This window comes from Thalassospira sp. CA1 (assembly GCF_059052855.1).
The window spans coordinates 186715-210512 of record NZ_JBZCIA010000004.1; the positions used below are offsets into that span (position 1 = coordinate 186715).

Here is a 23798-nt window from a genome sequence, read left to right on the forward strand (position 1 = left end):
GTCGATCACCCCAGCGGCCAGGGAAGTTCAATCAGGTCCTGAAGCATCCCTGCCGGGAAATCGAGAACCAGCGACCACGCAAGAATGCAAAGCCCGATAACCGCCAACCCGGTCAAAAGCAGTGTCAGAAGCCAGGACGCCTTGGCCTTGATCCGAAGGAAGGCAATAAAGAAGCCGGTAATTGCAATGAGGAACCCAAACACCGCCGTTCCGACCACCAAGCCTGCAACCCACAGCACGTAGTGCCAAAGACCGGCGGTTGGTTTCACATCCTGATGATCAAGATCATATTCATGGTCGAAATTGGCGGCATGTGAGGCGGGTGATGACACCAGCTGCCAAATCAGGATTGCCGACGCGATCAACATCACAACCGACACAGCACCGGTAAAGACGCTGCCAAGGAAGGAATGCTGGGTTGCATCCCAAATGCCAAAAGCAAAGAAGGCAAAAAGTCCACCAGCAAACATGATTTGCGGCCAGCGTTTCGGATTATGCGAATGGCTGCTTTCTTCTTCTTCAACCGGGTTTGCCGGGTGTTTGCGCATGCCCATCAGAACCGAAATGATGGTCAGGGCTGCGATAATCAGCACGCCAGGGCGCGTCAAAAATTCCCAATTGTAGAACTGCAGCGCCTGATAAAGGTAGGTCTCGGTATTGGAAGCAAGGACAAAGCCGATCAGAAATGCCGGACGCGGCCAACCAAAGCGCTTCATCAGCACACCAAGAACACCAAGCACCAACAACGCAATCATGTCTGACAGGGAACGCGTTGCCTGAAACGCGGCAAAGCAGATCACTGTAATCATGAATGGTGCAAGATAGCCGTACTTGATGGTCGTCAGACGGGATACAAACGGTGAAATCAGCAACGCGCCACCGGCACCAACAACGTTGGCAATCGCAAGCGACCAGATAATCGTGTAGGTGATATCAAGGTCACGCCCGACCATTGCAGGACCGGCTTCAAGACCAATCAGGACCATCCCGCCAAGGAAAACAGCCATGCTGCCCGAACCGGGAATACCAAACAGCAAGGTCGGGACAAGCCCACCCCCCTCTTTGGCGTTATTGGCACTTTCCGGCGCCAGAACACCTCGAATGTCGCCCTTGCCAAACTGGGATTTGTCTTTTGCAGTCTGGACGACATGACCATAGGCAATCCAGTCGACGACACTTCCGCCAAGACCGGGCAAAGCGCCAACGATACTGCCAAGACCGGCGCAACGCAGGCACAGCCATTTATGACGGATCATATCGCGAACACCGTCCCGCCATCCCAGGCCAAGCGTGCCCTTGTCTGAAATAGATCGATTTTGCCGGCAAAGATCGATGATTTCAGGAAACGCGAACATGCCCAGACCGACGATGACAAGCGGCAGGCCATCCATCAAATAAACGGAGTCAAAGCTCATGCGGAGTTCGCCGGTCGCGGGTGCCGCGCCAAGTGCGCCCAATAACAAACCAAGACCCGCAGCAATAACGCCCTTTGGCAGGCTTTGACCGGCAAGAACGCCAACCATCGACAAACCAAGAACAGCCAGCATGAACAGCTCGGCCGAGCCAAATGCCAGAATAAGGGGCCGTGCAATCACAACGAAGCCGGTAAGGGTAACGGCCCCAACCAGGCCACCGACCAATGATGCCGAAAATGCCGCGCCCAGCGCCCGGGCACCATGGCCCTTTTTCGCCAATGGAAATCCATCAAGAACAGTTGCCTGTGATGCACTTGATCCCGGTATCCCCATAAGGACCGAAGTGAAGGTGTCCGAGGTTGGGATAACCGCGACAAGACCGATCAGCATGGCAAGGGCCGAGATTTGATCCATGCCATAGATGAAGGGCAACAGAAGAGACAGCCCGACAATTCCACCCAAACCGGGCAAAATACCAACAACCATGCCCATTCCAACACCCAGCAAAAGATAGATCAGATGGGTTGGTTGCGCGAAATGAGCCAGCGCGGTCATCATTGCATCAAGCATTTGGAAACTCCGTCAAAAGACAAAGTTCGCCCGTTCCCTTAAAACGACCAGACAGTCGAAGGGTGAAAAAAGCGGGGTGGACTAGGCCACCCCGATCAGGATACGGGAGACTTCAGATTTTAATTAGAACTGCACCGAATACTTCTCGGTCAGCCATTTTTGGACCCACTCACGAGCATCTTCAGGAACGTTTACAGCCGTGCGGAAAATTCGTTCTGCAGGCTCGCCAACGATCTGTTTGTACTCGCCAAGGGTTGCCTGTCGATCAGCCACAAAGCTCTCATCTTCGGTGGCAAGCTGTGCCGCGTCACGATACGCCTGGACGATTTCTTCAGGTGTGTCTTTTGGCAAAAAGACCATCTTCTGCGCAGGGAAACCGGCGATGAAGAATGCTTTGTACGCTTCCCATGCCGGGCCTGAAGGCTTTTCACCCTTCATTTTCTCATATGCTTCCGGGAAGCTCGGCAGATCTGGGAATGACGGATCGCGTACGATGTTGCCATCGTCATCCAGTGCCCCCCATGAGAACAACGGAACAGCACTTCCGATATCAACAAGCGGCCGGACGTTGTTAATGAAAGCCGAAGACGTCTGGTAATCGATATTGACCTCGCCGCGCTCAAAGGCAAGACGACCGGCCCCGCGGCCCTTCATGCCAAAGACCGCATCAACATCAAGTCCCAGCAGTTCAAAGGCAAGCAACGGAACGAGATCAAGGGATGTCGCCCCCTGGCTGCCATAGCGCAACTTGACGTTTTCCAGTGCTTTCATGTCGTCGGCCGACTTGAGGCCAAGATCTGAATTCACGTAAACAACACCGCCGGTCGGCGATGCAAGAACAACACGCCAGTCACGCATTTCATATTGTACGCGCTTGTCACGCAGAAGGTACGGAAACTGGGTAGAGCCGGAAGTACCGATTGCGGTCAATCCATCGGGCTCGGCGCGGGCCTGAAACTGATTGGCACCAGAGGTAGAGCCGCCACCCGGAATGTTCTTGACGACAACAGTCGGGCTTCCTGGAAGGAAGACACTGAAATACGGTGCCCAGAAACGGCCCCAGGTATCAGTCCCACCACCTTCGCCAAACGGAATGATCAGTTCGACGCGGTCTCCCTCGAAATTTGCATCCTGTGCGGTTGCTGTACCGGCAAAGGCAAAGGCAATTGCCGCAGCCGCGCACGCGGACTTGAATAACAGATTAAAGTTCTTTCCCCATGACATTGGGCGTTCCCTCCATAACGGTTGTTTTATCTCGAATGGAAGGAAAGAAACGGGTGACGCAGATCGCGCCATCAATTGTCGATTTCCTCCCATTCAGGCTTTCGGCTGTTATTGTTTTTTCCGGTCGTTGCCGGGAGTGCCGCTTGCCCCTGAAGGAAAATCTAAACGAAAAAGCTGTCAGTTAGCTGTCGATGGTCAAATTTTTAATTTTCGCAGCTGTTTTCGATGTTATTTAAGGGAAATGCGCATTCTGATCGTAGAAGACAACCTTGTTCTGGCCGATAAAATCGCTGCTGCTCTTCGGCAGACCGATCATGCTGTCGATATGGTTCATGACGGCGAGGACGCGCTCAACCTTGTTCTGCAAGAGACGTTCGATCTTCTGATTCTCGATTTATCACTGCCGGGACTGGACGGAATTGAAATTCTGAAAACCGTGCGGGCGCGTCAGATCAATTTGCCGGTTATGATACTGACCGCGCGCGGCAATCTCGATGAACGTGTTGCCGGTCTGGATGCTGGGGCTGACGATTATATGGTCAAACCTTTCGAGTTATCGGAACTCGAAGCCAGAGCCCGGGCTCTTCTGCGACGCAATATTGGCAAGCGCAATCCCTATATCACGGTTGGAAAACTGTCCTTCAATTCGGTCGACAGATCCGTGACCATTGATGGTCAGCCTGTCTCGCTGACGCCGCGCGAACGCGGGGTGCTTGAAATTCTGCTGCTAAATATCAGTCAGGTGATCAGCAAGGAGAAAATCGCCCTGCATCTTTTCGGTTTTGATGATGAAGCCAGCGTAAAATCAATCGAGCTTTACATCAGCCGCCTACGTAAAAAAATTGCTTCAGGTGATGTCGAAGTCCGCACCATTCGCGGACTTGGTTACATGATTGACGAATGAACGAAAACGCCACAGCCATCTCCACTTCTTTACGCGCAAGGCTCCTGCGCTGGCTTTTGCTGCCGGGTTTCTTGCTGACCTTCGGGCTGTTGGCAAAGAACTACCTGACCGTCAGTGAAATGGCCAACCGCATACAGGATCGCCTTCTGGTCGCGCTGGCGGTGACCATTTCCGAACATGCGATCAATTCTGGCGGGGATCTGTTGTCGCGCGATATTGAATTGTTGCTTGAACAATTCACCCGCGAAAACACCTATTACCGCGTCCAGGGCCCGGACGGGGCCTTTGTAACAGGTGATTTCGGCCTCCCCCGCCTGCCTGAGGGCGTAACGCTGGAACCCGGTGTTCCCCATTTCTATAATGCACATTACCGTAACGAGGACGTGCGCGCGGTCACCATGAAGTACCTGGTCGCCAATCCATCCTCGAACATCTACGGATGGGTGACCATTGATGTCAGCCAGACTCGTCGCGAACGCGACAATCTGATTTATGACGAGCTGCTGGGGTCGACCACAGACTTTCTGGTTTTGATGTTTCTCGGCGGCGTTTTCGCGTGGATCGGTGTTTCACGCGGGCTTGCGCCACTCAGAAGACTGCAACAGGCAATCCGGCGCAGATCAACGGATGATTTGCGCCCGATCCGCCATGCCATGCCCAAGGAAGTCACCGAGGTCGTCAAGTCTCTCAACGCGCTTCTGGCACGTCTCGAAAGCTCCATCACGGCCAACCAACGTTTCATTGCCGACGCCTCGCACCAGCTCCGCACCCCTCTTGCGACGGTGCAGGCCGAAGCCGAATGGGCCTTGCGCAATGCAAGCAACCCGGAAGACCGGCAGGCACTTGAACGTATCGTTGACCAAACCCGACAAACAGCAAGATTGGCCAGCCAGCTTCTCAATCTTGCACGGGTATCCCCCGAAGGCCGAAAAGCTGTTCGCTATGTGAAAACCGATCTGCTCGCACTTGCTGCGTCGGTAACATCTGGCATGGTCCGTCAGGCAATCCGCCACGATATTGATCTTGGCTTCGACGATCAAAGCGAAGGCATGAACTGCCAAATAGAAACCGGCAACGAGGTTTTACTTCAGGAAATGCTGAGCAACCTGATCGATAATGCCATTGTTTATGGCACGCCCGGGACGATCGTCACGGTTCGGCTGATTGGGGGTGGCGTTGCTGTCGGTCCGGTTCTCGAGGTCGAAGACAATGGCCCGGGGATACCAAAAGAGGATCGCAAAGCAGTTCTGGAGCGTTTCGTAAGACTTGATGAGCAAAACGGACAAGGCTGTGGTCTTGGTCTCGCTATTGTCAGGGAAGTTGCAGACGCACATCGGGCACGCTTGACACTCGAAGACGGTAAAGACGGCAAAGGCCTGAAGGTCCGGATCGAGTTCCCGCTCTAGGCGTTATTTGCCGCGGTTCACCGACCGACTTGGCAATCGGCTGGCACATGATGTGCCAGCCTTTGACGTCATAAATTCAGATAGTCTTCTTGGGCTGGCATACACCGACCACCTGTTTGTGATCGTTTTTTTCTACCGCAAAGACAATCAGCGCAATCAACCGGTAGAACCCGTGGATAAACTTGCCATAGGGCATCGACAAAAACAGGGTCATCACAACGCCCAGATGAAGGCTTAGCATCACCCCGACATAATGCGTATCACGCACAAACATCAGGCAAAGTCCCGTGAGACTGGTCAAAAACAGCAACACTAGGAAACTGACATCCATACCTTTGTTGGTTTTGCCCTTCGGGGCAGCATCGGCCTTGGCCTTAAGCATCAAAAGTCCGGCGGGTCCGACAATAAGACCGATCCCGCCAAGGATGCCAAACAGCTTTGGCAGGCTTAAGTACCCATAGGGTGCAGGAAGATCGAAGCCGTAATGCAATATCGTGGCGCTTGATGTCGCAGCAAAGCACAACACAAAGCCCCAGAAAGTCATTTGATGGAACCAACGTCTGGCCATTGATGGCGTCTCGCCGGGATAGGAACAGCCCTGACCATTCCCGCCATCAAGGTATTTGAGGGAAAGTGCATCCTTTATGCCCTGCATGACGCGTGGATAATCAAGCGTCAGCGGACTTGGCAAATTCATTGTCCGCCAGAACTTCACAACCGATCCCACCAGCGCAAGCAAGACAAAGCCGCCAACGATGCCAAACAGTGTTGCCAAGACATTGTGCGAGATGACGCCATAAAATGCATTCTCATGTGCAGCAAAGAAGTCGGCCCCTGTCAAAATGGCGGTCGCCCCGAAAAACAGTGTGATAACGATGACGGACAGAAGACTGACCCAAAGGCCATTATTGGCAAACAGTCGGCCCATAAAGCCCGGCCATGCATAAACCCCGTAGTTTTCCTGACGGAGCTCGGCCATCGCCGCCGGGACGTTCAGCTGAAATTCGTGTGGCGGCGCATATTGGCAATTGTGGTAACAAGCCCCGCAGTTGTGGCACAGGTTTGCCAGATAATCGAGGGTGTCCGAGTTGAATTCCAACCGCAGTTCCATGGCCTGGAAAACAGCGCAATGCCCCTCACAATAGCGGCAGGCATTGCAGATGGTCATCACACGCGCGGCTTCGGTTGTTTTATCGGTTGAGCGCATAATCGGCAGCCTCGCTTCCTGCAATTCGTCCAAATACATTGCCAATCGTCATGCCAATCCCGGCAAGATATCCTTGGCCTAAAACGTTACCGGCCATGATTTCCCCGGCCGCAAAGATGTTCGGGCTTTCGGTTCCGTTCGCCATCTGCATCTGCGCCTTTTCACTGACCTCCACACCGAGATAGGTGAACGTGATGCCAGGCCGCAGCGAATAGGCACTATAGGGGGGATGATCGAGTGTGCGCGCCCAGTTGGTTTTGTTCACCGCAAGCCCGTTGGTATGCACGCCGTCAAGCTCGGTATGATCGAACTGCCCCGGTTGAACCGATGCGTTATAGTCGTTGACGGTTTTCTCAAGTGTTGCCGGGTCGAGACCAATTTTTTCGGCCAATTCACCGATTGTGTTGGCAACAACGGGTGGGAAGACCGGCGGCATGAATGCACCGCGTGCTTTCTGGTCAATGATGACGTGGGCGACCTGATCCGGCTGATCGGCAACAAGGCGCCCCCAGATTGCATAGCGCTTTGGCCAGAAATCTTCGCCTTCATCGTAAAATCGTTCGGCGTTCTTGTTGACCACAATGCCAAGCGACACGCAGTCAACCCGCGTACAAATCCCGCCATCAAACTTTGGCGCGCGTCCGTCAATTGCAACTGCATGGCATTGATTGGGCTCGCCAATCTGTTGGGCGCCAGCGTCCAGCAGAATACGCAGCAAGTCACCCCGGTTATAAGGAGTCCCACGGATCAGGAAGTTTTCGGCGATGTCACCCCACGCTTCCTTCAGCCATTCAATGTTTGCTTCAAACCCGCCAGCAGCGGCAACGAAGGCCTTGGCCGATATCGTATGCTCACCAACCTGAAGGCTTTTGAATTCTCCGTCTGCAATATCGACGGACGAGACCATCGCATCGTAGTGGACTTCAACGCCAAGCTTCTCGGCATGGCGATAAAGCGCATTCAACAGCTGCTTGCCGCCCCCCATGAAAAAGGCGTTGGTTCGTCCTAGATGCAGGGTTCCACCCAATGGCGGCTGAAACTGCACGCCGCGCTCCTCAAGCCAGGCAACCGCCTCTGTCGAATTTCGCAAAGTCATACGCGCCAGCGTTTCGTTGGTCTTGCCCTTCGTCACGCGCATCAGGTCATCCCAATATTCGGCCTCGTCATAGGTGCCGCTCAGGACAGACAAGGGACCAATATGCATCGGGCGCAAATTACGCGTGTGGCGGGTATTCCCGCCACGATGAGTCCGAGGCGCACCTTCAAGCAAACAAACGCGCGCCCCTTTTTCCGCTGCTACGATTGCTGCAATAAGCCCGGCCTGCCCACCGCCCGCGACAAGAACATCGTAATGATCAAATCTGGTTTTCACAGCCCCCGCACCTCTCTTTGTGTGTTTTTGAATACTTTTGTATACAATTGTCTGCAAGACTTGTGATTTCACAAGGCGTGTGTCAAGTTAAAACCAGACAGAACAAAGCAGGTGCCTCTCAATGAGCCCAGATTCCGCCGATCAGCAGCCACGAAGCGAAGTTGCCTATCAGAAGCTTTTGGCTGCGATTCAGCACGGCGAGCTTAAGCCGGGAACCCGAATCCGCGAAGTAGAAGTGGCTGAAAGGTTCGGGATCAGTCGCACCCCGGTGCGCGATGCCATCCGGCGCTTGGAAAGCGATGGCCTGCTGATCCACCTGCCAAGGCACGGTGCGGTGATCAGGGAACTGGATCACCGCGAAGTGATCGAACTTTATGAAATCCGCGAAGTTCTGGAAGGAACAGCCGCCCGCTATGCCGCGCGCCATGCATCTGAGCTCGAAATTGCCGAGCTAGAAGACCTCAACGAACTGATGCTGAAAAACGGGCAAGACCCGGTAAAAGTCGCAGAAGCCAACCGACTGTTCCACCACGCGCTCTATAGAACGGCGAACAATCGTTTTCTGATTGATGCACTGAATTCTTTATCGAACTCGATGGCACTGCTTGGCGGCACGACGCTGCAATATACGGACAGACCGCAAAGCGCCTATCAGGAACACAAGAACATCATCGACAGCATCCGATCCGGCAACGCCGATCAGGCAGATGCCGATGCGCGACATCACATCCGAAGCGCACAGAGGTTAAGAATCAAGCTGCTACGCGAATAAGGCGTGCAGCTAAGCGTGAAATGGTCGCATACACCCGAATTATTACAATTCAGACGAGTTACTACTTCGGACTGACTTTGAGCGGGATTATTGAGAGCTACGGTGCAGTGATTACATTCTGTAGACACTACTGTCGCATGCCATAGAATTTGACATTTTTCTCCACCCTAGAGCCTTTTCGCGCTTCGGGAAGAGATATTAGGGTTACGCCAACTCCTAAGCGCCCCCAGCCACCCGAAATCAATTTTTGTCTGTGCCGGAAACGTCATCGCCAACCATGCTTTGTCAATTTCCATAACTTGGGTCTGGTATTGCGTGAAGGTCTTGTAGCTCAATTTGTACCCTGCCTCCACTTCCGATACTGAGGTCGGCTCATACAGTTTTGGCGGCACAGTCATACCTGTTGTCAGTACCTTTCCCAAGCTTTCCCGTCCGACCCAAAGTATGGATGCAGCCTCATACTCATTCAGAGACAGTTTGAAGAACTGCTGCCTTAAATGCGCGTTAACATCACTCAACACGGACACAACATCGGCCTCAGCCAGGTTTTCAACATCAACGCCGATCGGGTGGCCTTTATGGTGAATAACGGCAATACAAATCTGGTCCGAATGAGAAATCGAAACACCAAGTTCACAACATCTGACAGATGCGCTCGTAATAATAGGCTGGTGAAAGACACCACTGCCTATGGCGACATCATTTGGTGACACATCATCCAGATGACATTTCAAAGCAAGCTTCGCAGCCAATCGTCCTATCGTGAAACTGTCGCGTCGTTGAGGAAACTCGAAGCCCAGCCGTACTTTCTGTTCCTGTGTGTGCAGATATCTGTTGACCAGACTTTCGATTTCCTCCTGACCAAGGCGTTGCCTGTATATTATCGCAATGGTCGCTTTCAAAATGTCCGTGGCACCAAAGCTTCCGAAAGAACCATCCCGGGTTAATGCCAGTTTTTGCACGACGCAACTTTCCGGAAACATGGTGTTTAACCTCATACTTTTCAGACTGCTTCTGTATGGCCCGACGCAAACGGTTGCTTTCCCAAGCTTCATTCAGGGAACCACACACATTCTCTGTAGACAGGTGCAGGATGCAAACTTCATATACCCAGCACAACTAATTAATTGCGAATGAGTATTATTTTTGATAACTCCTTAAAAACCCATCACCTTAGTCAGGCATGTGACTTGGCAATAACTGACCTCAAAAAACTCTTCCAGTCTCACCAAAGGGAATTGCAGATTTATCTGACGCGTCTTTTGCGTGATGCGGATACAGCAATGGATCTGACACAGGAGACATTTTTGCGTGTGTCGGAACATGCCAGCCCCGATAAGGCAAACAAAGTCACCTATGTCCGTTCCTACCTGTACCGCGTTGCCCATAATCTTGCGATTGATCATGTCCGGGCGCAAAAGCGAAACCCAATCGCAGGCGCCAAAGACATTCCCCTTGATGTCATTCCCAATAATTCACCCTCACCAGAACAGATCGTTGGGGGGCAATCGGAACTTGAATATGTACGTCGCGCGCTTGATGAGCTACCTGACAAAACGCGCGAAATCTTTACTCTTGTGCGCATTGAAGGGCTGACCTATCGCGAAGCGGCCGAACAACTAGGTATTTCTGACAGTTCTGTTCAGAAACATGTCGCGCGCGCAATTGCCCATGTGATGAAGCGCATGCGGGAAAGCCGGTCATGAAACTGCACAAAGTTTTTACGCATTTCTTGCAGTTTTATCGTCCAACAGATAAGGACGCTTTGTCCGAATTGTCGGCAAGTGCAGGTTGGTAACGTGAGCCAAATGCGAAAAACACAGAAAAACATTGATCTGACCGCGGCCAATTGGGTTGCGAAAATGGTCAATGGTGACCTCAGCGCATTTGAGCATGAAGAGCTCAATGTTTGGTTGGATGCAGCGCCGGAAAACCAGCAAGCTTTCATAGAGGCCAATAACGCGCTTGCTGTAATGGATGATGCGATCAAATCGACAGATCGCACAACCGAGAGTCCTTCATCAGAGGTTGTTGAGCTTAAGCATCTGGCAAAACCGCCATCCAAAGCCTCGCTGGCAAAGAAACGTCGCTGGGGCTATGTCGCACTTGCCGCAAGCTTTCTGCTGGCGATTGCTTCAACCCGCGTTATGGTTGGTGATCCGATCGTTTTCCTAAGTGCTGATTACCACACTGCTGTTGGGGAAGTTCGGGCCATTACACTTGAGGATGGTAGCATCGTCACCCTGGGACCCGATAGTGCAATAGCGGTTCAGTTTACCGATCAAACCCGAAATATCGCATTGATTAGCGGACTTGCAGACTTTCAAGCGGTCCCGATGGAACATGCGGACAAGCGTGTTTTCACCGTCACCTCGCCGCATGGCCAGGTGCAGGCTTTGGGCACGCGGTTTATCGTTAACAGTTTTGATGGCCACACCAATGTGGCCGTGCTGGAACATCAGGTTGAAGTCAAACCAAACTCGGCAACATCAAAACAAATAGCGATTTTGGCGGAAAATCAGGCCGCTCGTTATAACCGCCATTCAATCAGCCCAGTTTCGACAATCAATCCTGAAAGGGCGCTTAGTTGGCAAAAAGGCAAGCTGATATTTGATCGCGTTACTCTGCGCGAAGTTGTCTCGGAATTCTCACGGTATCAGCGCGGCAAAATCATGATTGCGAACGAGACTGCGGCACGCAAGCTTGTCAGTGGTGTCTTTGATATGACCGATCCTCAGGCTGGACTTGAACTGATTTCACGGGAACTTGGTGTCCAAAATATCTCGATTACCCCCCTAATGACCGTTATTTACTGAGCATAGCAGCGATCTGAAAAGCCCGGATTTCTCCGGTTTCCGGTCCTTACCGACACAAAAATCAAAAAAACTGAAATTTATCTTACTGAGTCTGACCGCAAATCCCGTCTCACCCAACACAAGCAAATGACAATCATTTGCGTTTTGGAAAAAACTTTCGAGAATGGGGGTCTGCGTAATGCAGGTAATAAAAACCGGCAAAGCTGGATTGGTAAACGTGTTTGGCCATCGTCTGGCACATAGTGTCAGCTTGGTCGCATTGGCTGCGGGTATTGTTGTTGCTGGAGTATCCATGCCTGCAGCCGCACAGCAAAATACAGAAACACAAAGTGACGCAGCATCCGCAATCGATTTTTCCATTCCGGCACAGGACCTTAACCAGGCGCTTTTGACCTTTGCCAATCAAACCAATCTGCAACTCTTTTATGATGTCGATCGGGTTGCCGGATTGCAAAGCACTGCCCTTATCGGCACGCATTCCCCTGCTGAGGCATTGAGTATCCTGCTTTCCGGCAGTGGCGTCAGCTATCGCTTTACAGGCAAGAACACGGTTTCCCTCACCAAACTGGAAATATCAGACAGCAGTGGAGCAACCGTCATTGACCCGCTCTATGTCGAGGCAAACGCCCAGGACTCAGAGGATCTCGCACATGGCTATGTCGCTACGCGAAGCAGTGCTGGTACAAAAACCAGCAAAGCTCTGATTGAAACGGCCAAAAGCATTTCCGTCGTATCTGGCCAGGAAATCGAGGACCGCGCCGTTGCGAGCATCGAAGATGCAGTTGCTTATACCGCAGGGGTAGCAACCAACAATTACGGATATGATCCGCGCTTTGATCAGGTTTATGTGCGAGGCTATCCGGTACATATCTACGGCGACTACCGAGATGGCTTACGCCAGATGACAGGCGTCTATGCAACGTTTCGCACCGAACCCTACAGCCTTGAACAGCTTGAAATCGTAAAGGGCCCCACAGCGGCACTTTACGGGCAATCAACACCAGGCGGCTTACTCAACAGCGTTACCAAACGCCCTCATCTTGGTGCAAAGAACAATGTCTATGGCCGTTTCACCAACACGGACTCATACGAAGGCGGGTTTGATTACAATCTCGGCCTGACAGAAAACGGGACCTGGGCATCACGCATTGTTGGCATGACCCGCTTTGGCGAAACCAGCAACGAAATTCAGGATGATCGGCAAATGTTCGCGCCAACAATTCGTTGGCAACCCAATGCAGATACAGATCTGACTATCTATACCTTGTTCCAGCATGACGAAACGGATGCCTCGGCAACCCTTCTGAACCTGAATGGCGAAATCCTTGATTACCGCACCAGCGACGCGGATTACGACTATCAGAAACAGGATCAGTTTCAGGTCGGCTATGATCTGACCCATGATCTAAGCAACCTGCCTGTTACCTTGGCCCAGAAGGCGCGGTTTGGATATTTCGATCTTGAAGCGCGGTACCTGACTGGCGGCGTGACCGGCGGCGGCTGGAAGAACTCAAACACGGAATATCACCGCGCAGCACAAGCTGTTGAGGAAACCCTCTGGAGCGCGCAGGTCGACAACCAAGTCATCACGACTTTCGAGACCGCTGACGCCAAACACGAAGTAATGACCGGTCTTGATCTGATGTATTCAAAGTCGGATTACCGTTTTGGCTCAAGCGGTGTACTCAGTGATTACATCTTCTATCTCAATGACCCAAATCGGTCGATTTCGGGCACGAGACCAGCTTACACAACATTTGATGACGTAACCTACAATCAGTCCGGTATCTATGTTCAGGACCAGATTGAACTTGGCAACTGGCATCTTAATGGCGGTGTACGCTTTGATTATGCAGAACGCAAACGTATCAGCCGACTAACCAATACGGGTTCAACCGACTACAATACCGCAACGACCTTTAACGTTAGCGCCCTTTATGCCTTTGACAATGGCATCTCGCCTTATGTCAGTTGGGGCACCTCCTTCTTGCCTAGCACTAGTCAGGACTCTGAAGGCAAAATGCTCAACCCGACCGAGGGTGAGCAGTATGAAGCCGGCATCAAGTTCGAACCGGTCGGGTTTGATGGCTTCTTCACGGTTTCCGCCTATCGCCTGACCGAGGACAACGTCGCACGCTATGCTGGCTACAGTGGCTCTATCGGTTCGTATTATGACTCAATTGGCAAAGTTGAATCGCGCGGACTTGAGATTGAAGGCAGTGCCAATGTAACTGAAAATCTTAGCCTGGTTGGCAACCTTGCCTACAACAATGCCAAAATCGTCAAAGGTTCCTATCGCGGTAATACCCCACTTGTGACACCGGAAAAGGCTGCATCCTCTTGGGCAAACTACAACTTCAATCAAGGCCCTCTTGATGGATGGGGATTTGGCGTTGGTGTTCGCTACACCGACTCAAGCTATGCCAATTACACCAATACGAGCAAGAACAAGCCCTATACGGTGCTTGACGCTGCGATCCGCTATGACTTCGCAGCACTTAGTAACAAGCTGGATGGTCTGACCCTTGCGATTAATGGCACTAACCTTGCCGAAAACGATGCAGCTATCTGTAACAACGGTTACTGCTACCAGATCGAAGGACAGACCATAGCTGCAACTCTGAAATACGACTGGTAATCGATTAATCCGGGGCGCACGGTTGCGCCCCGGCCCCATTCTCGCAATCCGCGTTCACCGCGGATTTTCTGCGTTTATCGAGAGCTAATTATGGCCATGGATTTATCTGATCGTCCTGCTGTCCTTGGAATGCAAAAAGCCCGCTTTGAAACGGCTAGAGGCGTGACACTCCTTGACAACATATCCGTTACTTTCCGCGCTGGCTGCCTGACAGCAATTGTCGGCCATAATGGGTCTGGGAAATCCACTGCGCTTAAAATGCTGGCCGGACTGAACAAGCCAACCAGTGGAGCTGTCACACTTGACGGGAATGACGTTGGGCGGTTTAGCGCACGTGAGTTTGCCAAAAACGTTGCCTATCTCGCACAGGACCCGGGGCACGGGGCGGACTATACCGTCGAAGAACTGATTGCGCTTGGTCGTTATCCATGGCACGGGCCATTTGGTCGCCTGCGCGAGCGCGACAAACAATCGATTGAACGTGCGATCCTTTTGACGGGCCTCGAAGCCCTTCGCAAACGCGCAGTCAGTACGCTTTCAGGTGGTGAACGCCAAAGAGCCTGGATCGCAGTTACACTTGCGCAACAAGCCTCCTGCCTTTTGCTCGATGAGCCGATTTCTGCGCTGGATCTATCACATCAATACGAAATCCTGCTTTTACTCGAACAGCTCTGCAAACAGGACGGTCTATGCATTGTTGCCGTCTTGCATGACATCAATCTGGCCGCGCGCTTTGCCGATCATATTGTCGCGCTTAAGGGCGGTAAACTGATCGCGGATGCGCCACCGGCGACCATCATGCAGTCAGACATGCTTCGCGATATTTTTGGCATGGATATGCTGGTGCAGCCTCACCCCACCAATGGGCATCCTTTTGCCCTTGCCAATGTGTGATTGGGGGCGATTCAATGCACCAACAACATCAGGCATGTTACAGACGACATTTTCTTAAGGGCCTTGCTGGTCTATCTGCCATTGCAACGCTCACACCTGTGCTGCCAGAAAGCTTTACACGCTCCGCTAAGGCTGATGTTCCCAAGCGTGTCGTCATCGCAGATGGCGCACTTGCTGAAACAGCACTTGCGATGGGGATCGTTCCGCTTGCCATGGCGGATGTGCCAGGATACCGCGCCTGGGTTCAGGAACCAAAAGTTCCTGAACAGGTCATCAATCTTGGCGCACGTTTTCAACCAAGTCTGGAAAGATTGGCGCAACTTGATCCCGATCTGATACTGACCAGCAGTTTCTATGCAAACCAGTATTCCCGACTTTCCGACCTGGCCCCGATTGAAAAAATCGACATTTATAGCAGTAGCAAGACGCCCTTCCTGAATGCGATAGCCGCGGCACAAAAGATTGCCGAAGTTACCGGGCATCGGGGCACTGCCGAGATACTGATCTCGGACACCCTAAGCCGCATAGATCAAGCCTCTCGCGAACTTACTTCATTGCAGGCCAGTTCGGTACTTGTCACCAGCATGCTCTCGCCGCGCCACATGCGGGTCTATGGGCAAAACAGTCTGATGCAGGATGTGATTGATCGCCTTCCCGTCAAAAACGCCTGGACAGGCCCCACCAATCATTGGGGGTTTGCGACCGTGACGATCGATCAGATCGCGCAATACTCAAACGCAGCCCTCATCGCGATCAAACCCGTTCCAGACAATGTCGACCGCGCAATTGTACATAGCCCGATCCTTTCGGAACTACCGTCCATCAAACGCTTTGGGCTGATCACGATGCCACCAGTAGCAACATTTGGCGGGCTTTTTGCCGCCGGTCGCTTTTCTGATCTGCTTGCCAATGCCCTGACATCGCAAGGTGCTGCTCATGGGGAATTCGCGTCATGACAAGTCAAGCCATGCGCAGACATGCGATCCAATTCCATGCGGTTCCCGTTTCGCTTTGCATCCTTGCCGTTTTGCTAAGCCTGCTGTCTCTGGACATTGAGGCCGGTAGCCTGTCCCCGGCGGCAATATTCGACCTTGCGGCTGGATCGGACACGCGGTCGTTGTTGCTCACCCAGGGCTGGATACCAAGGTTTTTGATTGCACTTGTCGCTGGTGCGGGTCTTGCCGTTGCCGGTGCTTTGTTTCAACACACGTTAAAAAACCCGTTGGCATCGCCGTCCACACTTGGCCTTGCAGGCGGCGCTAAACTGGCGCTGACACTGGTGACGCTCTATGTGCCGGGTGCGCTTGCCATTGGTCAGGAAACGATTGCACTGTTGGGTGCACTTGTTGTCGGTTTTCTGGTATTTGCCTTGGCGCGCCGCAGTGGCTTCTCGCCACTGATCGTCATCCTGACAGGTATGATAATCGCGCTCTATTGTGGGGCAGTAACAACTGCCTTGGCAATAATTCACCATGAATGGCTAAAAAGCCTGTTTATCTGGGGAAGCGGCGACCTTACCCAAGACGGTTGGTATATCCTTGAACCATTGGCAGCGAAAGTATTCATGGGTGCGGCACTGGCTGTCGCCTTGGCCCGACCGCTTGAAATGCTTAATCTCAGCGATCATCAGGCGACCGTCCTTGGCGCATCGCCAGGACGACTGCGACTATTTTGCCTTTTGATCGGCTGTTGGCTTACGGCAACCATTGTTGCAGCGGTAGGTATTATCGGGTTTGTCGGACTGGCTGGACCAGCCATTACGCGCATGCTGGGCTTCAGACGGTTGCGATCAAAACTTCTGATGTCTGCTGTTTTCGGCGCCGTACTATTGTGTGCTGCAGACCAAGGTGTTCAGGTTTTATCAGGATATATTGGGACATTGGTGCCTGCTGGTGCGCTGACCGGGATTCTCGGTGGACCGCTTTTAATCATTATGATCCGGCAACTGCGCAGCAATTCTCAACCATCGCAAAACACGTCACCCGCCCCAGAACCTGATCAGCGCAACATTAGAAATCACTTGCGCGTTCTGGCTGGTGTGCTTCTGGTGATCATAGGGGCGATCTTGGTCGGTCGAGATATTCACGGTGACTGGCAACTTCAATTGGGTAATGCACTGAATACCGTCTGGCCGTGGCGCGGTCCGCGTATTCTCGGCGCAATGGCTGCTGGAACCATGCTGGCAATTGCAGGCACCATATTGCAACGCATGACGGCAAACCCGATGGCAAGTCCCGAAAGTCTGGGTGTCAGTGCAGGTGCTGCAATCGGTATGATTGCGATTGTCTTCCTGATCGATGCACCAACGGTTTGGTTGCAGATTTCTGGTGCAGCAATTGGTGCATTCATTACCCTGGGGGCGATCTTTGCGCTTACCCGAAAATCTGGATACGCGCCGGAACGGATTTTGATTGCCGGTATTGCGATTGGTGCTTTGTTTGATGGCTTCATCGCATTTCTGATGGCCGGTGGTGATCCCCGCGCAACACGCTTGTTGGCCTGGAGTTCGGGATCAACATACGGCCTTGGCTTCGACCGCGCGAGTGTTCTGGCAATCATTGCTGTGAGCGCCTTACCCATTCTTCCAGCATTTGCCCGTTGGCTTAATCTGTTTCCGCTGGGGCCTGTGACAACCAAGTCGCTCGGTGTCGATCTGTCGATCTCGCGCGGGGTTATGCTGATGTTTTCTTCTATCCTGACAGCGGCAGCTACTTTGTTGGTTGGCCCACTAAGCTTCGCCGGTTTGATTGCACCGCATCTGGCAAAACTGGCCGGGTTGCGACATGCATTACCGCATACGGTCGGGGCCGCGCTGATCGGAGCTGCTTTAATGGTTGCCGCTGACTGGCTTGGGAGAATGTTATTCTTTCCTTGGGAAATTCCGGCCGGACTGATGGCCGCTATCATTGCCGGGCCTATCATGGTCTGGCTGCTTATGCGCGTCGGGCGGGGTGCCTCATGATGAATGCCCTTCAAAACGGCTCTGAAAAGAACGCTTCTAACGCCATAGGCAATTCCCCTACCACCCGATCAATGTCTGAGATCAAAACCGATCTCTTTCAAGGACCCTATCAAGGGCTTGGTGACCGGCATCAGATCCTGACGACGCACAGTGGCGGAATTGATTGCTTTGCGCTCCACGATCCTGATTGTTTGGCACCACTTCTTGATCACTATTGCCAGGCAAAATATCCGCAAGATGATCGGCGTGCCGCCATCTCGATGTGGTCACAATGGTATTTCGGAATTCTGTTATCCCCTGTGCTGATTTTGGCCGCAGCAGGCGAAGCAGTCCTTACGTTTCAGCCCAACTTTATCAGTCTGACAACGGACGATAATCAATGTCCGGCCGGGTTCGAGATTCATGACCGGCAGGTGCATGAGTTGAAAGAAAAATCAATCCCGCCTGATCCTTGGGCTCATCTGGAATGCCTGATTGACGGACATCTCGAACCGATGGTTGCTTCACTGGCTGCATCGTCAAAAGTTTCGCCAAAGGTGTTTTGGTCCAATATTGGCGTTGTCGTTGCTTACGTTGAGAAACATGTCCTGAAAAACACCAGGGTATCGCTTGCACCACTGATCAACGACGTCAAGCGTCCCGATGGCAATCGAAACCCGATGGCGAACCCCTACAGCACCAAACAATCCGACGATGGCACCCCGTCAAGACGTGTCTGCTGCCTTCGCTATTTACTGACGTCCGTCGACATTTGTCCAAGCTGCCCGCTGGCGAAACTTTAGATTTCTCGCAGGTAGTCTGCTTTCCTGCGGCATGAAATCCGCTCTGCAAAATTCCTTACTGAAGCTCATTGAAAATCCCGTCTTATGAACAACGGACGGATCTGATTTGCCATCAGATCCGTCCGAATGACAAAAGATGATCGACCCCGTGGAGAGTGCAAACCGCGTCCCAAATTTGCAAGTGACTATTATTTTCACTAACGAGCAAACTAACGGAGACATTCGGAAATGCACCAAGCAAGCCAAACTGCCCCACTTCCAAAAGACCAATTTCAGCGACAAGCTTTGCTAACTATCGCCAAAAGCCAAGAGGGGAAATTGCGACGCGTTGCCCAGTCTATCGTAAAATGTCCCCATCTGGCGGATGACATTGTTCAGGATACCTATGCCAAACTGCTCACTGCACAAATAGACACAGAAGTCACCACACCAAGTGCCTTCATAACGCGCATTGCTAGAAACATGGCAATCGACAAGGTTCGCCAAATTACGTTCGAACGCACTCTTTTCGCGGACAGCGATCCAACTGATCTTTGTCCTGCTGGAAACGCAGACTGCCCCGAAGCACGTCTCAGTGGTTACCAGGCCCTTCGGGTCATTGAGAACGCGTTAAAAGAGCTGCCACCACACGTGCGCACCGCTTTTTACCGGCATCGCGTGGACGGGTTCGCGCAAAACGTCATTGCAAAGGATATCGGTGTCTCCAAAGCATCTGTTTGCGCATACATCCATCAGGCCGATCAGCGATGCCGTCAGGCACTCCATAATGTAGAACTGACCCGTCCAGCATAAGGCTTCCGGATCTGCAGCCTGTTCACTAAGTCGAACAGGCTGCAGATTTCAGTTTGCCGTCCCTAGCCCCAGGCCTGCACGACAGCACCACCTGCCCGGTCCCCAGTACCGGCAACCCAGTCAACAATCGGTGGATTTTGATCAAGATTGAAGACATTCTTGCCTGTCAGAGCATTTACAATCTTAGCACTTCGCCAAGCCATCAGGCTTAGTTGAGGCTCAAAGATCCCCAAATCGATCCTGCCGGCATTTTGAACAAAGATGTTTCGGTCAGATGGTCCATCCCATTGGGCACGGAATTCCGCATCCAAGCGGTAGGCACCTGATGCCCCCACTTCCAGAAGTGAACGCAGTGGCGCCATGAATTCCGGCAATGTCGTTTCATAACCGGTTGCCAGAATCAGCGCATCCGCATCGAAGAACTCGACATCCTGATTAAGCCCGTTTCTGGCAGCAATCCTCATTGTTTCACCATCTTGCTGAACCTGAAAGACTTCACGTTGCGGCAGGAGCCGACCGGCAACATGGCCCTCCTGCAGGTAACGCTGCCGGTATAGCAGCTGATAAATCGACTTGAGCGTTGAAAGCGATGCACCATCACTGGCAAGCTTTTGTCGAGACATCAAATCCTGTTTATTGGCATCCGGCAGACCTGCGAAGACATCTGCATATCCGGGCGTGAAATACTCATTCACAAATGGAGTATCATCAAGGGGTTCGAAATTGTCGCGACGCGATAACCAGAGAACTTCTTCAACACCTTTGACGTTTCCACCAAGCAGATACTCAACAAGTTCAGCACCACTCTGTCCCCCGCCAATAACGGCAATTCTCTTGCCGCGCAGCTTTGGCAAATTCGACTTCGCTTGGCTTGTGTGAAAGCATTTATGCTTGGGCAACTGGCGCGCCCAGGCGGGAATAAATGCAGGCTTGCCGACACCAATGGCAAGATTGCTCGTGACATAACTTGTATGATCCGTACGAACCTTAAAGTCTTGACCATCGAATGCGACTTCGCGCACCACATTGTCAAATGCCAAGCCTTCCAAATGGTCTGCAACCCATTTCATATAAGCGGCGAATTCCCGTCTTGGCACCGCGGCAAAATCCGCGTTCATGAAATCAAGCATGCGTTTCTGGCCGACCATGTAAGACAGGAAAGACCATTTGCTCGTCGGATTGGTTAGGGTTACCAAATCTTTCAGAAACGAAGTCTGAAGCTCAACACCGGGCAGCATCATGTCCGGATGCCAGGCAAATTCAGAACGTTGCTCAAGAAAGATTGAAAACACATCAGCAACCCCGTCCAGCTGCGCAGCAAGACTAAGATTGAAAGGACCAATTCCAATCCCGACAAGATCCAATTTATCCATCGTTCAAGTCCTTCTATTTGCTTGAAAATTTCATATCGGCTGGTTGTTCGAAAGCGTTCGTCAAACGTTTGCCAAACCGCGTGTGGAATGCCGGATCACCGATGATCGTCAAATGATCCGTTCCGGGAATATGCTCAGGGGCCTCGGCAAGGCGTGAAAGTGACTGCCAATCAATCAGATCAAGTTTTCGACTGACCGTATCGCCTGCAAGCCATGAAGCAATCGGCACGTCATAGGGCACAAGTTCATGACGGCGGAAAACAAGGGCATTGTCGATTAGCACCCAGAACGTATGTTCGCGCGTACCGATCCCCGGCCCGTCTGTGGGCAGCCCGAATTCGCTTTTTCCCACAAAATGGACAAACTGCGCATAAGCAAGGTCATCCATCAGCGCCAAAAGGCGTTCCCATTCTTCACGCATCTTGGTTTTCTGCAGCCAGACCCGAATGCGTGCTTCAATCTCGGCCCACTGCCCCGGCTGGAATTTTGGCCGTGCGTTCAGATCAAAATCGTCGTCCATGTCACAGACATCAACCATTCCGACAACTCGCAAATCGATGTCATTCCCCAGCATTCGCGCAGCTTCGTATGCAAGCAAACCACCCCAGGACCAGCCCAGAAAGGCGCAGGTACGTCCCCTCGCTTCCCGATAAACCAGCTCTGCATATCGCGAACTGATATCGGTGACCGAAACATCAAGTTCCTGATTTTCTGTAAGCGAGTGGCACATGAAGCCCACGGCGGATTGATCCTCGCCCAGACTTTTCACCAGCTTCATATATTCGCGCGTGCTGACAAGCAGCCCCGGAAAGCAATAAAGCACAGGCTGATCGGGCTTGCCTTGCTGCAAATGCACGATATCCGCCCCCGGCTTGCATTCGGGTTCAGACAGCGCCAACAACAAGCTTCGGATGGTCGGAAAGTTGAAAAGATCCGTAATTTCCGCATTGCGTTCAGGAAACTGATCGCGAACTTTTGCCAGTACACGCAGGGCTGTTATCGAATTCCCGCCGATCTCGAAGAAATTATCGGTCACTCCGACTTCATCGAGACCCAGTGCGGATTTCCAAATGATCAACAGAGCGGCCTCGTCGTCATTAGCTGGCTTGATTATGGCCCCCTCGCGACGCGGTAGCGGCAACTGTGATTTATCGACCTTGTGATTGGCATTAAGTGGCAACATCGTCATTTCAATGATGTAGCTAGGCACCATTGCGCTTGGCAGCAGGTCCTGCAACCGCACACGAACTGAACGGGTATCAACCGATGCTCCGGAACGCGGTACGACATAGGCAATCAGTTCCAACCGTGAGGCAACTTCAGCTGCGACGACGACACAGTTGGCAACATCATCAAACCCACGCAAAACTGTTTCAATTTCTGCCGGCTCGATACGGTGCCCACGAATTTTAACCTGATCATCGACCCGTCCAGCAAACTGGATCATGCCATCCGGAAGGAATCGGCCCAAATCACCGGTGCGATACATTCGTGCATGATCATTCAGCGCAAAATTATCGTGAATGAACAGATCGGCGGTCTTTTCAGGCAAGTTGTTATATCCACGGGCAACACAATAGCCGCCAAGATGTATCTCACCGATTTCGCCGGGTGCAACCGCGTTGCCATCCGCATCAAGGATATAGGCCCAACGATCTCCGACCGGTCTTCCGATCGGGGCTGTAACGGTCTCACAAAGCCGGTCCTGAGCGACACGCCACAACATGGGTGTCATCACGGTTTCCGTCGGACCATAACCGTTGATCAGATAACGAGAATTGATGGCCCGCGCGATCCGGTTGAAAGTTTCCTTTGGCATTGCCTCACCGCCAAAGGAACAAAGTATCAGATCAAGAGTCTGGCCCTTCTCGCGAAGCCACCCTGCCAACTCATGTACATAGCTGGTCGGAAATGAAGCATGGGTCACGCCATGTTTGCGAATGGCGTTAACTGTGTCTTCCGGCGTCCAGAGTAATTGGTCAGGCAATAAAATACTGCCACCTGCCATCAACGGCACGATCCAGCGTTCATGACCACCATCAGATGAAAATGGAAGAAACGGTAATTCTCGCGAATCTTCATCCATCAGATAGATTGGCCCGGTAGCATTCAAATGGTCAATCAACGGGCCTTGATCCACCATGACCCCTTTAGGTTTACCAGTCGAACCGGACGTGTAGATAATATAGGCAAGCTGATCGGCAAGCGGGGCGACGGCGAGGAAGTCGGCTTCCGACGTGTCGAGCTCATCGACAAGAACAACCTCAAGCTCCTGCTGACCAAGAACCGTCAAATCCCTGCCGGTGGTAACAGCGTAACGTGCATAACAATCAGTCAATACGTGCTGATTTCTGGTCTCGGGGTGCTGCGGGTCCACGGGAACAAAAGCCCCACCAGCTTTCCAGACACCAAGAATGGCTGCAATCGCCATCGCAGATTTCGGAAGCGCAACAACAACAACGTCACCACGCTCGACCCCATTGGCAATCAGAGCGCAGGCAATCGCATCTGACGTTTGTTTCAGGCGCTTTCGCGACCAAACCTCATCTGTTGTCAGGATGGCCGGGCGGTCGGGATCATCGTCGCAAAAACGGTCAATGACTTGGTGCGGATATCCTTTCATCCGCCAGGGTTCCACCGCCCATGGCAAACCAACAACATCTTCTGAAAT

At 52.3% G+C, this 23798-nt stretch carries 18 protein-coding genes; 11 read left to right on the plus strand and 7 right to left on the minus strand.

Features of this window, described 5'->3' with window-relative positions; genetic code table 11:
• Positions 1-5 precede the first annotated feature (5 nt).
• Together AC5Q5A_RS09485 and AC5Q5A_RS09490 are read right to left on the minus strand one after the other, a co-directional pair.
• Entirely contained in the window at positions 6-1985 is a 1980-nt protein-coding gene (locus AC5Q5A_RS09485; protein WP_493895098.1) for a tripartite tricarboxylate transporter permease, read from the minus strand.
• A 123-nt stretch (positions 1986-2108) separates the two neighbouring features.
• Positions 2109-3209 carry a type 2 periplasmic-binding domain-containing protein gene (locus AC5Q5A_RS09490; RefSeq protein ID WP_493895099.1) on the minus strand — a complete coding sequence of 367 codons (1101 nt, stop codon included), beginning with the start codon at positions 3207-3209 and terminating at the stop codon, positions 2109-2111.
• 136 nt (positions 3210-3345) lie between these two features.
• Between AC5Q5A_RS09490 and AC5Q5A_RS09495 the strand changes: the two genes are divergently transcribed.
• Together AC5Q5A_RS09495 and AC5Q5A_RS09500 are read left to right on the plus strand one after the other, a co-directional pair.
• Positions 3346-4113 carry a response regulator gene (locus tag AC5Q5A_RS09495; protein WP_493895100.1) on the plus strand — a complete coding sequence of 256 codons (768 nt, stop codon included), beginning with the start codon at positions 3346-3348 and terminating at the stop codon, positions 4111-4113.
• Positions 4110-5519, plus strand: a complete 1410-nt coding sequence (locus AC5Q5A_RS09500) for a sensor histidine kinase (RefSeq protein ID WP_063088749.1) — start codon at positions 4110-4112, stop codon at positions 5517-5519. The genes AC5Q5A_RS09495 and AC5Q5A_RS09500 overlap by 4 nt, the downstream gene beginning before the upstream one ends.
• 76 nt (positions 5520-5595) lie before the next feature.
• On the opposite strand, the gene tcuB is transcribed toward AC5Q5A_RS09500, so the two are convergent.
• Complete coding sequence (gene tcuB, locus AC5Q5A_RS09505) at positions 5596-6726, minus strand: tricarballylate utilization 4Fe-4S protein TcuB (RefSeq protein ID WP_493895101.1); 1131 nt, start codon at positions 6724-6726, stop codon at positions 5596-5598.
• Positions 6710-8098 (minus strand): FAD-dependent tricarballylate dehydrogenase TcuA, encoded by a 1389-nt coding sequence (tcuA, locus tag AC5Q5A_RS09510; protein WP_493895102.1) that lies wholly within the window; start codon positions 8096-8098, stop codon positions 6710-6712. Before tcuA ends, tcuB begins: the two co-directional genes overlap by 17 nt.
• A 121-nt stretch (positions 8099-8219) precedes the next feature.
• Between tcuA and AC5Q5A_RS09515 the strand changes: the two genes are divergently transcribed.
• A complete protein-coding gene (locus AC5Q5A_RS09515; RefSeq protein ID WP_493895103.1) occupies positions 8220-8870 on the plus strand; it encodes a GntR family transcriptional regulator in 651 nt (216 codons plus the stop codon).
• A 167-nt stretch (positions 8871-9037) separates the two neighbouring features.
• Here the strand turns inward: AC5Q5A_RS09515 and AC5Q5A_RS09520 are convergent, their stop codons facing one another.
• Positions 9038-9832, minus strand: coding sequence for a 4'-phosphopantetheinyl transferase family protein (locus AC5Q5A_RS09520; protein WP_493895104.1), 795 nt, complete (start codon positions 9830-9832; stop codon positions 9038-9040).
• 171 nt (positions 9833-10003) lie between these two features.
• Between AC5Q5A_RS09520 and AC5Q5A_RS09525 the strand changes: the two genes are divergently transcribed.
• From AC5Q5A_RS09525 to AC5Q5A_RS09560, 8 genes are all read left to right on the plus strand, one after another.
• Entirely contained in the window at positions 10004-10576 is a 573-nt protein-coding gene (locus tag AC5Q5A_RS09525; RefSeq protein WP_493895105.1) for an RNA polymerase sigma factor, read from the plus strand.
• A 78-nt stretch (positions 10577-10654) separates the two neighbouring features.
• Positions 10655-11686, plus strand: coding sequence for a FecR family protein (locus tag AC5Q5A_RS09530; RefSeq protein ID WP_157097685.1), 1032 nt, complete (start codon positions 10655-10657; stop codon positions 11684-11686).
• Positions 11687-11864: 178 nt separating this feature from the next.
• The gene (locus AC5Q5A_RS09535; protein ID WP_493895106.1) at positions 11865-14324 is read left to right on the plus strand and encodes a TonB-dependent siderophore receptor; all 2460 of its coding nucleotides are present in this window, start codon (positions 11865-11867) and stop codon (positions 14322-14324) included.
• A gap of 162 nt (positions 14325-14486) precedes the next feature.
• Positions 14487-15218, plus strand: coding sequence for an ABC transporter ATP-binding protein (locus AC5Q5A_RS09540; RefSeq protein ID WP_296988789.1), 732 nt, complete (start codon positions 14487-14489; stop codon positions 15216-15218).
• A gap of 14 nt (positions 15219-15232) precedes the next feature.
• Positions 15233-16174: an ABC transporter substrate-binding protein gene (locus AC5Q5A_RS09545; RefSeq protein WP_493895107.1), complete on the plus strand. Its 942-nt coding sequence runs from the start codon at positions 15233-15235 to the stop codon at positions 16172-16174.
• Complete coding sequence (gene fhuB / locus AC5Q5A_RS09550) at positions 16171-18180, plus strand: Fe(3+)-hydroxamate ABC transporter permease FhuB (RefSeq protein WP_493895108.1); 2010 nt, start codon at positions 16171-16173, stop codon at positions 18178-18180. The genes AC5Q5A_RS09545 and fhuB overlap by 4 nt, the downstream gene beginning before the upstream one ends.
• Entirely contained in the window at positions 18177-18962 is a 786-nt protein-coding gene (fhuF, locus tag AC5Q5A_RS09555) for a siderophore-iron reductase FhuF (RefSeq protein ID WP_493895109.1), read from the plus strand. The genes fhuB and fhuF overlap by 4 nt, the downstream gene beginning before the upstream one ends.
• 228 nt (positions 18963-19190) lie before the next feature.
• Positions 19191-19754 carry a sigma-70 family RNA polymerase sigma factor gene (locus AC5Q5A_RS09560; RefSeq protein ID WP_493895110.1) on the plus strand — a complete coding sequence of 188 codons (564 nt, stop codon included), beginning with the start codon at positions 19191-19193 and terminating at the stop codon, positions 19752-19754.
• A 62-nt stretch (positions 19755-19816) separates the two neighbouring features.
• Here AC5Q5A_RS09560 and AC5Q5A_RS09565 read toward each other — a convergent pair whose 3' ends face one another.
• Positions 19817-21127, minus strand: coding sequence for a lysine N(6)-hydroxylase/L-ornithine N(5)-oxygenase family protein (locus AC5Q5A_RS09565; protein WP_493895111.1), 1311 nt, complete (start codon positions 21125-21127; stop codon positions 19817-19819).
• Positions 21128-21140: 13 nt separating this feature from the next.
• The gene (locus tag AC5Q5A_RS09570; protein WP_493895112.1) at positions 21141-23750 is read right to left on the minus strand and encodes an amino acid adenylation domain-containing protein; all 2610 of its coding nucleotides are present in this window, start codon (positions 23748-23750) and stop codon (positions 21141-21143) included.
• Between the last annotated feature and the right edge of the window lie 48 nt (positions 23751-23798).